Here is a 12,357-nt window from a genome sequence, read left to right as displayed (position 1 = left end):
GATATCCGCCGAACGAAGTAGCGCGAACGCTTCGTCCTTGTCCAACATGGTGGTCTACGTTGCGATCGCGGCATCGACATCATCCATCTTCAGCATCCCGACCAGCCGGTATAGCCCAGTACGGGATCTCCAGCAAGACCGGGCCGGACTACGAATCCATGCACCGCACGACACCCAGGGCACGGAGCGACGATCTCTCGCGTCGAAACCAAGCCCGGCGGCGATCCCAACGTTTCCGTCGGAATGCCTGCAGCGGTAGGTAATTTGCTGAAATCGAAGTAGGTGACAAAGTCGAACTGTTCTTCACCCCGTACACTGCCTCGGCGTTCGATCAGGGAAAAACCGACAGCGACAGCAAAGCAACGGCCATCGACAAAGTAAGCGCCGTCGCCGCGAAATGCCCCCAAACAACATTCATCTTCTCCGGCTATTCCCAAGGCGCCGACGCCACCGGTCGCGATGACATAGCGTTCACCGGAAACGACTCGCTGGCCGCAGCCAGCCGGAAGTCTTGGTGCAGAACAGTTCCGCGGCTGCGGCGGGTGCCAGAAGGTCTCTTGTCGGACTCCGACTGCGAGCGATCTCATGGACCGAAAGTCCACCCGCGAGGGGCCGAACATTCTGTAGGTCACGGACATTTCCCCAAAGAACCCCGTACACGGAGGTACCCCCAGAACATCCCACACGTGAAGACAAGGTCTACTGCGCCGACGCCATAGCCGTCGGTCCACACACCCGTCACTCCAGTCGGCCGGATCGGAGTTCCGTTACGGCCATCCGCGCTACTGTGCCGATCACGGCGTCGACAGTCGGCAGGATTGGGTCCACCCGAGCAGCACGAGTGAAAACTGCCACGGCGACGGGAACTTCACCTGGGTACTCGATGACTGCGATCTCGTTACGGATGATGCCGATTGTGCCGGTCTTACCTGCGACTGTGACACCGCGATGAGGGAATCCCGCACGAATTCTGTTCGGCCAGATTTGCTTCGACATCGACTCGCGGATGAAGTGGCCCCATGGCGAGGGCACAGCCTCTCCGATCCAGATCGAGTTCAGCAGCGACGTCATGTCCCGCGCAGTGGTCGCACTGGTCAGGGCTGGGTCGTAAGAAGCTATATCGATATCGGTGTCGGGTGACGACAGTGCTTCGAATGCTTCCCGAGTGGTGTGGACGTCCATGTCGATACGCAATCGACTGTGTATCTCATTGGTGCCACCCATGATTCGGGTTCGATCCAAACTCAGATCGTCGAGGAGCTCTGTTACGGCGTCGAGACCGACTGCGTCCAGCAGAATGTCGGCAGCCGCATTGTCGGATGCGGTCAGCATCGAGACCATCATGTCACGCAGGCTCGTCACGAGCGGGTCGCACAGTAGCGACAACCCGGTCGGACCAGGAGTCAAATCTCCCGGAATGACCTCGACACGCGTCGAAGGATCGAGACTGCCGGCAGCGAATGCCCGACCCAGAGCAACTGCAAGAGCCACTTTGTATACCGATGCCATCACCACGTGATCGTCTGCAGCGATATCGATATCGATGTCGGCAGTTCCCGCCGCGGTGATACGGCGCGCGTGCAACCACCCCACGCACCCGGCGTCGGCGAAGGCGCTCTTGATCCGTTTATCTACATCACGGGGTGTCATCGCCCAGCCTCGAGCAGCACACGATCGAGAGCCGACATGTGGAGTGGCAAGTCCCGCTCCGCATTCCAGATCACCCGCACGCGCATCACGGTCTCCTCCCGCAGACTGGGAACCCAACACACTCCCGGCAGGTCGCTCGGTCGCGTGGTAGTCACCCCGAACGCGCCACCCGACGCCACCTGCGCCAGCAGACTGCGCTCGTCGTCAGCAGTGACCACATCGGGATCGAGCCCACGCTCGCGCCACAGGTCCACCAGGAGATCGTGTGCCGGAGGATTGTCGGCGCGCGGCATCGTCGCGAACGAAAGTCCACGCAACATGCGCACTCGGGGTTGCGCCGCAACGGTGACCGGATGTCCTTCCGGGACAACCAACCATCTCGGTATCCTCAGTACCGGTCCGTGGCGCACACCGTCCAAGAGCGCTGGATGTTCCACCACTGCAACATCCATGATGCGCTGACGGACCGCCTCGACCAGTGCGGTTGCACCCGCCGTTGTGGTCGTCACGTTCGCCTGCATCTGCTCCCGCGTCGGCTCCGCGTTGCCGAGAGCACGAACACACGCGAGCACGATCGAGTCGGATAGACCCCCGACAACTCCCCATCGCACCGACCCATCCCTCGAGCCGGACAGTCTGGCACCTTCCTCCTCGAATCGGTCCGCATCAGAGACCAGCATCCGCGCGCGTGGCAAAAGTTCACGCCCGGCGGACGTGAGCGTTCCTCCTCGCGGCGTTCGATCGACCAGCGCGACGCCGAGGCGTTCCTCGAGACGACGCAGGCCCTGCGACAGCGGTGGCTGGGTCATGTGCAGGCGCGATGCTGCACGGCCAAAGTGCCCTTCCTCTGCAATCGTGACGAAGAACCGGAGGTGTCGAACGAGATCCATGGTGCTCATTGAATCAAAACAATTTCAATTTGGACTTTTCGGACTCATTCGCCCCGGCTGAACACCGACGATACTGTTTGCGACTCGGCGTGAGCCGGTTGCGACTTGGCCGAACCAGGTCAAGTAACGGGACATTGTCCTCATGAATACTCGCTTCTCCAGCGCACGAACACGCATCGCCGTGGTAGCACTGACACTTCCGCTGGCACTGTGTGCGTGCTCCGAACCGTCGCCAGCTCAATCTCAGCTCTCCAGCGCGGTCGTTGCACCCACAATCGACGCCACACTCACCGACTTGGACAACCGACTCGGCGAACTGGAGCACTCACACGCTGTTCGACTCGGAGTTGTTGCCATCGATCCGGAAACCGGCCGCACATACGGTCATCGCGCCGACGAAGCGTTCGCCCTGTGCTCGACCTTCAAGACATACGCCGCCGCAGCAGTTTTGCAGCGAAGCACGGCCGGCGTCTCCGATCTCAATTCCCCGGCCTTCGTCGACCCAGCCGACATTGTCGAGAATTCTCCGGTGACCGAAGCGTTCGCAGGTGGATCCATGACGCTCGCCGAACTCGCCGAAGCTGCCCTGACGAAGAGCGATAACACTGCCGGAAACTATCTGCTTCGCGAAATCGGCGGACCCTCCGCACTGACCTCGTTCGCCCGCACCATCGGCGACGAAGTCACCCGACTGGATCGGTGGGAACCAGGTCTCAACGAGGCGACTCCCGAGGACCTTCGAGACACGTCGACGCCACGCGCACTGGCAGGTGGATACCAAACACTGTTGCTGGACAACGGACTACAAGATTCCGAACGAGACCGTCTGGCAACCTGGATGCGCGCCAGCACGACCTCCGAGACCCGAATTCGCGCCGGGCTGCCGGAAGGCTGGACGAGCGCGGACAAGACCGGTGCCGGAGCATACGGAACGGTGAACGACGTAGGTGTCGTGTGGGATCCACAGGGCAAGCCGTTGGTCCTGGCAATCCTCAGCGATTCCACAACCGGACTCCAGGACGCAAAGGGAAACAACGACGCCATTGCCGCTGCCACCAGGTCGGTTGTGGGCGCCTTTACCCAGTGATGCATCCCATTGTCACCGATTCAAGATCAGCGAACCAAGTTTCACCTCGACGGTCCAGACACCGCGATTGCCGCGCGCAGAGGCTCCACCGGCTCTCCGCCGGGACACACAAGAACTGTGAACGACGGCCGAAAACTAGTCCATTCCCAGCGAGGTGGTCTCAATAGATCGTTGCAACAGACCTGAGATTCTGGGGTTGTGAATCACAGCAATGAGAACGACTATCGTGGCACGCTGATCCAGGCGAAGGCGAGTTTCGCGGAACCGCGAAACTGGTCGAAGTCATCAATGAAGGCAACCAAACGCCAGCCGAACGATTTTCTTCCTAATAAGATCCCGGCCATGACCCTTCTCATGTATTGCCTGGCAGAGGACCGAATTGCGGTAGTCACGGACACGCTTGCTTCCTCACTCAACGGCCATGCCTCGCATGAGCGGAAGTTTCGGATCCACGAGCAAGGCAAATTCATCGTGGCCGGAATGGGCGCAGCGGATGTGATTCGCCCCTGGATGCAAGAGGTAGTCACAGCGCCCTGTTCATCATTGGAGGAGATTGCGAGACACTGCGAGAAATCGCTGCCGAAGCAATGGGATCTCTTTCTTATGAAGTACGGTCTCGAAGCTGCGGGATACGTGACGGCGTACGCCTTCGGATTCCACGAGGGTGTAGCAACTCGCCTGCAGTTGTCTGTTCATGCGCGGGACTATATGTGTCGCCGCCGCAACAGGTCTCGCTATTCACCCAAAATCGGGCAGTGAGCAATTCTGGGCGGGTCAGGAGTGTAATCGGCTGCCATCTGTTCCGGTCGTCCTGTTCGAAACCTGGCACGAACCTGGGCGCAGGCCTACGGTGGAGATGCGAGGCCAGACATGAGGGGTCAGCCCCAGCACGGATAGAGGGTCCCCACGTTGTGTGCTCAACGCGGATGACGACAAAGGCCCCCACTCTCAGTGATGAGAGTGGGGGCATCGTTCATTGAAGCGAAATCCCCCGACGTGGAAGAAGTCCCGAACGACATCGGTTCCGTGGGCTGTGTGCTCAACTGGCAAGAACCTGAACCACACGGTTGCGAGGCGGCACGCTCACCTCGGCCGTCGCGGCCTGTGAATCATGTACCCAGTCGGCCGTGATCGAAACGAGACCTTGGCTTCCCTGCCCAATGATCGCCACGCGTGAGCGATTCTGCGCGGGTTTCGGATTCGATCCGATCGGCTACAGGACAGTCGTGGCGGCAACACTCAGGCGCGAGGAACCGTCATGCATGGCCCGCCTACCGGCAGTCACTCGCCGGAGGTGGGCCCTCTGAACTGCGCACCGCTCACCGGCTCGGTGCGCAGTTCACCGGCGGACCGCGTCCACCGCATGCGCCGGTGAGCTCTTCCCGACCGCTGGTGTGAGCAAATCTAGGCGGGTTTCGATTTCGATCCCATCGGCTACATAAGTGTCGTGGCGATATCGGACGCGAGGTTTCGCCACACAGATAGTGGGTCGCCGTGCTGTGTGCTCAGCTCGGATGACAACGAAACCCCCAACCTCGCGATGAGGTTGGGGGTTTCGTGACTACTGGTATGTAAGTGGCGAGGCAAAGTTGCTGCCGGTACCTTTATCGCGCCCCTAATTCGAGAATTGAAAAGACAGTTCCGCTGAAGGGTGCCAGGCCCCGCCGGCAGCGACTCCCATCCCAGTCGGCGGGGCTTGCCTAACTTCTATCCTGTTTCTAACCCGCCTGCAAGCCGCCAGCGTCACGATGAGATTGGGCGATTTTGAGCAATTCTGGGCGGGTCAGTCGGCGATCAGGAAATCCACTCCCAGCCAGCGTCGCTCAATTCGTGGTCGTCGCACAGCCATATCTCTACCGAGGCTTCCGGCAGTTCGACTTGTCCAAGCAGGCGGACGCCCTTTGCGTCGCCTCCGAGCCTCCTCGTCGCAAGTGCAGTGCAGTTCTTAGCGGCGCATTCATTGTGTTGACTCATTGTGCACACGTTCGTCCCAGGTTTCGATGAATGCAAATCTCACATTCCGGGCGGGTCGGCACGGCATCAATCGCCCATACAACTGAACCCACAGGTAACTGTTACCTATCGAAGACTGGCATTAGGCACTCAGTGCCGGATATGTTTCTTCGGCTCTCACGGACTGCTGGGCCAGTTGCGTGGTCGAGTGGCCCCGCCGATGATGTTCCCCAGATTGTCGGCGGGGCGCCCCGAATCGGCGCACAGATTGAGACGAAAGATCCGGCCATGTCGAAACACCACATTCCGCGAGTTGAGCGCGAGGTTAGACGTGCTGATCCCGCAGACAGGCTGAAAACGTGGCTAGTTATTGCGCTGTGCATTTTCACCGTTTTTGCAGTTATCTGCGGCCTGCTCTACGACAAGAGCCGACTGTCCTGAGCAATTCTGGGCGGATCAGGCAGGCGTTTCCGTTCCGCACCAATAGCACTCAGCAGCCCGGAAATCGTGCCCATTGCGGGCACACTCCTCCGCCCTACACTCGTCGCAACTGACCCATTGACGGCGCAACGACGCACTGGCCGCCACCAGTTGCGGCCAGTACACCTTCGGCCACCAGTGATGACACCGCTCCATGTCGCATCCCGGAACATGCAATGAACCGGGTGCCACCTCACACTCGCGACACTGCCGTATTTCGTTCGGAATGCGATCGGGGACAGACATATCGACCATGAGTAGATTGTCCATTCTGGACGTATTTCCGGCCAAGGTTTCGAAACTGAACCGATCGGATATAAGACTGACGTGGCGGTAATACTCATGCGCGAGGTCCCGCCACAGGGGTCTTCCTATCGGTTGCCATTCGCCGGGGGTGAGCCTCGTTGAACTACGCACCGTCCTCCGATTCGCCGTTGTGCGGCCTGGTGCGTATGGCTCACCGGCGTACCGTATGCGCCGGTGAGCGCTTCCCCTTCACGAGGGCCGTAAAGTCCCCGAATTCGTTGGCGCAGTCCACTAGTGTTGCGTTTTGTATCAATACGCCCCCGAGGTGTTGATACGTACGGCCCGCTGCAGTCGACACTCACCTGTTCTGCAGCGGGCACTTTGATTGCATGCCGTACCTGTGGGAGGCGCGAGTGGCCCAGGCATATCGGGGTTGAGCAACAGCGCTGCAGCTTCAAAAATGAGCAAGAGTGGGCGGGTTACGGCAGGGTGCTCACGGCTGTGTGCGTGTCACCGTTGTAGCGACCACCCACGCCGACCTTGGCGTTGAACAGCGCGAGATCCTGCGCCGCACACTGTGCGTACGTACGACCCGAGACCGTGAGGTTCTCGAGCCACAAGGAGTACAGAATCCACGATGCGTCCTTGTTTACGATCGCAGCATCAGTGTTGTAGTGACCCGCGAATACGTAGGCCGGATTTGTACCCGGCGCAACGATCGCAGTGTGCGCACCATTGATACTGATCGGGGAATCCACCACAGCAGGCGTTGCGGATTCCTTGACGCCCGAACGGTTCGCAGACGGCGCGACTGTGAACTTGTTTCCCGTCGCCAAACGCACAGCCTGACTGTCACCACTTGCTGCGGTGACAAACCCGACCGCCCGCTGCAACGTGCTCGGGGGTTGCCTCAGCAGACAGCCGTGTTGGGGTCGCCCACAGAGATACAAAGAAGTCATCCGACGTGTGCGCGGCCATCCATGCCCGCAGCGCCTCGTTGTTCAAAACGAACCTACGCCCGCCAACGCCCGTGGACTGCGAGACCAGCATGTGCAGACCACCCTTGGTGGTGCGCTCCACCAAACCGTCAGTAGCTGTCAGCGTGTTCGAGACGGTGAAGTCCCAATCCGATGCAACACCGGAACCGGCAATCGCCAACGCATGATTGCGGGCCAGGTTCGGCACCGTGGCTGTAGGCACGCCAGCAGGCCATGCCTCGAACTCATTGGTCGGATCGATGAGAACCATCGACCCGATGTTGAGTCGCGGATCTTGCGACGGCCCGACAGGGGTTGCAGCAGGGAATACGCCATAGTTGGACTCGTTGCCCGAGGTATCCACGGCCTTGATGCGGAACGTGTATTCCGTCCCGTTGCCGAGTGCCGTCACGGTCTTTGATGTACCGGTCAGGGTGTCGATCAGCGAGAAGCCTTGATAGACCTTGTAGTTCGCGATCGCCACGTTATCGGCCGCAGCAGACCAGGACAAGGCAACTTGTCCGTCGCCTGCAACTGCGGTCAACCCGCCGGGAGCCGAGGGCGGCGTGGTGTCCGGGACAGGCGGGAGCGCTGTGGTCGGGAACAGTTTCTGGTCACCGTAGTACCCCAGGAAGGTGTTCGTCGGGTAGTAGAAATACTCGACAGCAGCCAGGAATTTCTTGCCTTCAGCACCCCACGGCACCTCGGGCCGTCCGAGTTTCGTTCCATCGGTACGGGTCTCGATGACTTCAGCGATAGACCACGTTGAACCAGACTTAACCCACCGCTCCAACGTCCACGTACCCGCCGCCTCGCGGGCCAGATAGACCTCGTTGTCAGTGGACCCGAAGTACATGCCACCCACGTAAGAGGACTGGTAGTAGCCGACCGGCAGCCCGGAGGCGATGATCGGCTCGAACACCCATCCTCGCTGCGGATCATCCGGAGACTGCGAGGAGCTTGGCGTAGCGCCAGTAGTGGCGAATCGGTACACGCCGTAGATGCCGCCCAGCTCGGGCTGATTCTTATCGAACTGCATTGCCGCAATCGAGCCTGACGGGCCGATGTCGAAGATACGGTCGGTGTTGTGGCCAGCATCCGTGTCGTAAGACTGGCGGGCCAGGGTCATACTCGCCGCTGGGATAGCAACGGTATCCGTGAAGACGTTGCCGATGACCGTTCCCGCCGCATTGGTGCAGACGCCCGTATCCAGGTCGATACGGAAGTACCGCGTCGAGGCGTTCGGAGTCGTGATCGGATGGGCATATGTCGTGTAGTGCACATAGTGCCCTACCTGCCGGAACGTGGCGTACGCGCTCATGTGGAACGGGTATGCGGTTCCGACGGTTGCGTCCCAGTCTGTCGTGATCTTCTTATGCCAGCCCGTGCTACCGACAAGCATCGTGTTCGTTGCGGTCTTACGCATCAGGTGCGCATACGTGCACACATCATGGAACGTGACCTGCTGCTCGGATGCTGTTGCGAGACTCTCGTAGTCATGGGGGGGCTGCGCCCAGGCGTAGACGAACGAACGGCTCCACGGCGTGCTGGACGATCGCAGCTACCGGAACCTTGTCATCCTCGAATAGGAAGGCCGGACAGTTGTGGTCGTCAACGCCATACTTGCCGAGGTTCACTTTCGATGCCGTGCCCCGGCGTCGATCGTGGACGGATATGCCGATGGTTCCGTTCTCGGAGACCACGCCCTGATACGCCCGGTCACGGAGTGCGCTGTAGAGCGAACGGGGATTGGTGTGCCATGAATTCACAGCATCCGAGGCGGCATCATCAGTCTTAGCTCCTGCCGACCCAATGGGGGCGTAAGTGCCGTCTCCGACCTCCCTGATGCGAGGCGCCACCACTGCAGCCGTTTCAGTCTCCGAAGTCACCAACTCTGCCACCGCAGCATCATCAGCGATAGCCGGAGGGAGCTCCCACGACACAGTCAAACCGTCCGTCAAATGCACTGTGCCGTCAGGATCGATCGACGCGATACCCGGCCCAGGATCACCCGGCTTGCCCTTCGTGATCAACACACCCGACACGTACGCACGGGATACCGCAGTCGACAAGTTCAGGGGCGGCATCTTCCCGGTCTCGGGATCGATGTCGACCATCGGCACCGGCACGTCACTGTCGGCGAACCGGTCCAATCCCCACGGGACGAATACGTCCAACTGTTGTGCGGCTCAATGTCAGGATCATCCGTACACTCCAAGTAGGCGCGCATCAAACCATCCGCATCCAAATGCACTGCATCAGAACGCGTAGACAGAGTGAATGCAGGATCCACACTGTTCACCACCACCTGACCCGCAGCAGGAGTGGTCGTCACCTTCCCCACCTGAGGAACAGACGTCGCCGTCCCATCCTCAGACGTGAGAATCAGTTTCTCGTTGGGCCAGATGACTTCTCGCCGGTCAACACCGGCCGGAATACTTGCAGTAATAGGAACTCCTAAGAACGAATAAAAGCACTAGATAGGCGCGATAGCGATAGACGCTGTGCCCCGACTTGCGACCGCCGTGGAAGCCGTCACCGAGAAGTCAGCGCCAGGGCCCGCGACGGCACGTGATTCCGTGCCCACGCCGAGTGTCAGGAAAAAGATAGCCGACAAGTGCCCACGGCTCGCATGGCGGCGTTTTGGCCACACGAGGCCTAAGCGTGCATCCAGGAGGTCGCTACGAAACGAAAGACGGAATTCCACTACCAGTTGACTTCATTCGCCGAGTGAAGTTCATTGGCCAGAACGCGTCGTTTGCTAACCTGCTGTTAGAAAACGATCGTGCCAACATGCGCTACTAAATACCGCCGCGAATGCCCCACACGCATATTTGTGCGGTACTGGTGCCATCTCTCATTCGATCCATTCTCGGACATGATCGGTGAGAGAATCCCCGAACGACAGTCCTCCACCCCTACCAAAGGAATTGGAGGACAATGTTATTGAGGGACACCTGCACTGATAACGCGCGCACTGCCGGGAAGGTCAGCTGACGAGAATCGAGTTCAGTGAGCCAAGGGATCCGGTGACGGGTGGTTCGGTCCATACCGGTCCGGGGATGACGTAGACGGCGAAGTAACCATTGCTGTCCCCGGGATCGCTGGGATAGGAAGTGACGACGTCGCATGTCACGGTGGTGAGGCCGACGCGAAACAGTGCCCCGGAGGGATAGTCGCAGGCGCCGAATTGCACTCCGGTGGGCATACTGAGAATGGGCCATCCCCGTGAAACTCAGAGCACACCAACCGACCCCGCCCTGCCTCATGCGGAGTCGGATAGCTCTCATCAGAGGAGCTAGAGACAGACCCTCGTTCACAGATTCCGGCGGTTTGGAGGGCAGGAGTGAACCGGCGCGCAATCGCGACGTTGACGATGGTTCGGGTCAGCCCCGTATGAGCAGTCGGGCTAGTACAAAAGCTGCGGCAATTGCCGAACCGGTGGAGATTCCCTCCCATATGCTGTCGGTCGTGGCACCCACAACCACACCAGAGAGGACTCCAGCTAACAACGCAAGTGCGCCGTCGAAACGCGCCGCACGATTTTGGTGCATGTCGCCAATCCTCCTACCCCGGAAGTATTGAACACCTCGCGACGGTGTCGTGTGAAGATCCTGAGCGCTGATCGACTTTCCCTCCCGAACTGTGCCCCGTCGATTTATGGCGTACCCATCCCTCGCAGGGCGATCGATTGTTGAACGGTGAGTTCTCCTTGCCGGTTTGGCTTCGACCGCAGAATAATTGGTTACTTCGAGTTGTTCGGGCGTCAGGTACTTTTTCTGAGATCGAGGTGGGCGTGGTTGTTGCGTCATGCCTGTTCGGATGTCTACCCGTTCAGGGGCGGTCTATTCACGACGAGGCCCAAGGGGTTGATTCGCCGATGTCGGTATCTGTCATCCGCACGGGATTCGTCACCGAAATCGGTTGAGATCGGATACGGGCCCAAAGTAGGTCTCAGTCAACTCCCCGGTCGTGCCGCTTCCGTGTTAACAGCGGCGAGATCGCGCTGAACACCGACAGGATCCGTTGCGCTGCACCCATTGCGTGGAAGAACTCCATGGCGGGTTCTCGCTGCCTGGCGGGCTGGTGCGAGTTCTCGACCCCGCTGTAGAGATACTTCGAGCGCTGATCTTCGACCGATGGCATCAACTCCCGATGCGCCACAACGTAATCCGGCGGGAGCTAGGTGGCGGGCGTTTCCGTCGCCTCCGGGATCTCGGATTCGTCGTCTGCCCGGTTGATCCAGACACGTTCCGGCAGATCGAGGTTCTTTGGTGCGGCCGCCGCGCCGAAGAGGTAAGGGTGTTTCGCCCGAGCGGCAGCGAGAACACTTCGGCGGTCTGTCGCTTTGCCGGCCGCCAAACCGACGCGAGTATGCAGACTGATCACAGGGAAGCATTGATACCGCAATCCACCCCCACCGTATGACCACTAGAAATAATTGGCGTTCACCCGAAACGGATGAAGCAGAAACTCCACAACACAGCAAAACTCACCATGCAGGCGGCACTTCGACAAGTCAGGGGCCAGTAATTTGAATTCTCCGATTCGCTACCAGTTCCTCATCGACGGAGACGTGTCTGATCACATGGACGCCGCTTTCCCCAATATGAAGGTGGCGTCAACCGCGGGCGGATACACAAGCCTGCACGGCCCGGCAGCCGACTACATCGCCATGAGGAGCATCATGGCTCGGCTCGACTCACTAGGACTGACCATCGCCGAATTACGCAAACTCCCAGACTAATCGGGGCCTGCAAATAGTTCTCCCGCCTGAACCGGCTGAGCCCGCTCAACGCCTGGCGGGAACACGTGGTCCACAACCCTCCTGCCCACCTTGCCTGACAGTGCACTCACGAGGAGAACAGGGTCTAGTGGGACATCCCGACATTCCTCGGGCTGTCCCATCCCCGGGTCAGTAACCTCCAACCATTCGAACACCACGGTCACAGCCATGCCAGCGCAGCGACAAGCAGTACCTCCGTACCCGTATCGAGGGTGGGTTGAATCACCGGAGCAAAAACAGCCGAGCAATTGACCGGAACATCCCGTGGCACCCGACCCGCCAACTCGG

General features: G+C 59.8%; 12 protein-coding genes. 4 read left to right on the top strand and 8 right to left on the bottom strand.

Going from position 1 to position 12,357, the window contains the following annotated elements:
- Positions 1-272 precede the first annotated feature (272 nt).
- A complete protein-coding gene (locus R4P64_RS34105) occupies positions 273-719 on the top strand; it encodes a cutinase family protein (RefSeq protein WP_411742734.1) in 447 nt (148 codons plus the stop codon).
- 19 nt (positions 720-738) lie between these two features.
- On the opposite strand, the gene R4P64_RS30130 is transcribed toward R4P64_RS34105, so the two are convergent.
- The gene (locus tag R4P64_RS30130; protein ID WP_317823858.1) at positions 739-1,650 is read right to left on the bottom strand and encodes a serine hydrolase; all 912 of its coding nucleotides are present in this window, start codon (positions 1,648-1,650) and stop codon (positions 739-741) included.
- On the bottom strand, positions 1,647-2,549 hold the full coding sequence (locus R4P64_RS30125) for a LysR family transcriptional regulator (RefSeq protein WP_317823856.1): 903 nt from the start codon (positions 2,547-2,549) through the stop codon (positions 1,647-1,649). Before R4P64_RS30125 ends, R4P64_RS30130 begins: the two co-directional genes overlap by 4 nt.
- A 133-nt stretch (positions 2,550-2,682) precedes the next feature.
- Between R4P64_RS30125 and bla the strand changes: the two genes are divergently transcribed.
- Positions 2,683-3,627: a class A beta-lactamase gene (bla, locus tag R4P64_RS30120; RefSeq protein WP_317823854.1), complete on the top strand. Its 945-nt coding sequence runs from the start codon at positions 2,683-2,685 to the stop codon at positions 3,625-3,627.
- Positions 3,628-3,825: 198 nt separating this feature from the next.
- Complete coding sequence (locus R4P64_RS30115) at positions 3,826-4,386, top strand: hypothetical protein (protein WP_317823852.1); 561 nt, start codon at positions 3,826-3,828, stop codon at positions 4,384-4,386.
- Between the two features lie 2,399 nt (positions 4,387-6,785).
- On the opposite strand, the gene R4P64_RS30110 is transcribed toward R4P64_RS30115, so the two are convergent.
- From R4P64_RS30110 to R4P64_RS30085, 6 genes are all read right to left on the bottom strand, one after another.
- Positions 6,786-7,148, bottom strand: a complete 363-nt coding sequence (locus tag R4P64_RS30110) for a hypothetical protein (protein WP_317823850.1) — start codon at positions 7,146-7,148, stop codon at positions 6,786-6,788.
- A gap of 10 nt (positions 7,149-7,158) precedes the next feature.
- On the bottom strand, positions 7,159-8,709 hold the full coding sequence (locus tag R4P64_RS30105; protein ID WP_317823848.1) for a fibronectin type III domain-containing protein: 1,551 nt from the start codon (positions 8,707-8,709) through the stop codon (positions 7,159-7,161).
- Between the two features lie 70 nt (positions 8,710-8,779).
- The gene (locus R4P64_RS30100) at positions 8,780-9,460 is read right to left on the bottom strand and encodes a hypothetical protein (protein WP_317823847.1); all 681 of its coding nucleotides are present in this window, start codon (positions 9,458-9,460) and stop codon (positions 8,780-8,782) included.
- Positions 9,461-10,272: 812 nt separating this feature from the next.
- Positions 10,273-10,491: a hypothetical protein gene (locus R4P64_RS30095; RefSeq protein ID WP_317823846.1), complete on the bottom strand. Its 219-nt coding sequence runs from the start codon at positions 10,489-10,491 to the stop codon at positions 10,273-10,275.
- 178 nt (positions 10,492-10,669) lie between these two features.
- Entirely contained in the window at positions 10,670-10,837 is a 168-nt protein-coding gene (locus R4P64_RS30090) for a hypothetical protein (RefSeq protein ID WP_317823845.1), read from the bottom strand.
- Between the two features lie 628 nt (positions 10,838-11,465).
- A complete protein-coding gene (locus tag R4P64_RS30085) occupies positions 11,466-11,672 on the bottom strand; it encodes a hypothetical protein (protein WP_317823844.1) in 207 nt (68 codons plus the stop codon).
- A gap of 145 nt (positions 11,673-11,817) precedes the next feature.
- Here R4P64_RS30085 and R4P64_RS30080 point away from each other — a divergent pair, with 145 nt between their 5' ends.
- Complete coding sequence (locus R4P64_RS30080) at positions 11,818-12,030, top strand: hypothetical protein (RefSeq protein ID WP_317823843.1); 213 nt, start codon at positions 11,818-11,820, stop codon at positions 12,028-12,030.
- Positions 12,031-12,357: the final 327 nt, after the last annotated feature.

It is taken from the genome of Rhodococcus sp. IEGM 1366 (genome assembly GCF_033142425.1).
In the GTDB taxonomy this organism is placed as follows: Bacteria; Actinomycetota; Actinomycetes; order Mycobacteriales; family Mycobacteriaceae; genus Rhodococcus_F; species Rhodococcus_F globerula.
Note: the sequence above shows the minus strand (reverse complement) of the source record. Positions and strands in the feature narration are given on the sequence as shown.

Excerpts from the sequence above, each read along its gene's own strand:
- bla (WP_317823854.1), top strand. The coding sequence starts at position 2,683 with ATGAATACTCGCTTCTCCAGCGCACGAACACGCATCGCCGTGGTAGCA.
- R4P64_RS30090 (WP_317823845.1), bottom strand. The coding sequence starts at position 10,837 with ATGCACCAAAATCGTGCGGCGCGTTTCGACGGCGCACTTGCGTTGTTA.
- R4P64_RS30130 (WP_317823858.1), bottom strand. The coding sequence starts at position 1,650 with ATGACACCCCGTGATGTAGATAAACGGATCAAGAGCGCCTTCGCCGAC.
- R4P64_RS30095 (WP_317823846.1), bottom strand. The coding sequence starts at position 10,491 with ATGCCCACCGGAGTGCAATTCGGCGCCTGCGACTATCCCTCCGGGGCA.
- R4P64_RS30105 (WP_317823848.1), bottom strand. The coding sequence starts at position 8,709 with ATGCGTAAGACCGCAACGAACACGATGCTTGTCGGTAGCACGGGCTGG.
- R4P64_RS30125 (WP_317823856.1), bottom strand. The coding sequence starts at position 2,549 with ATGAGCACCATGGATCTCGTTCGACACCTCCGGTTCTTCGTCACGATT.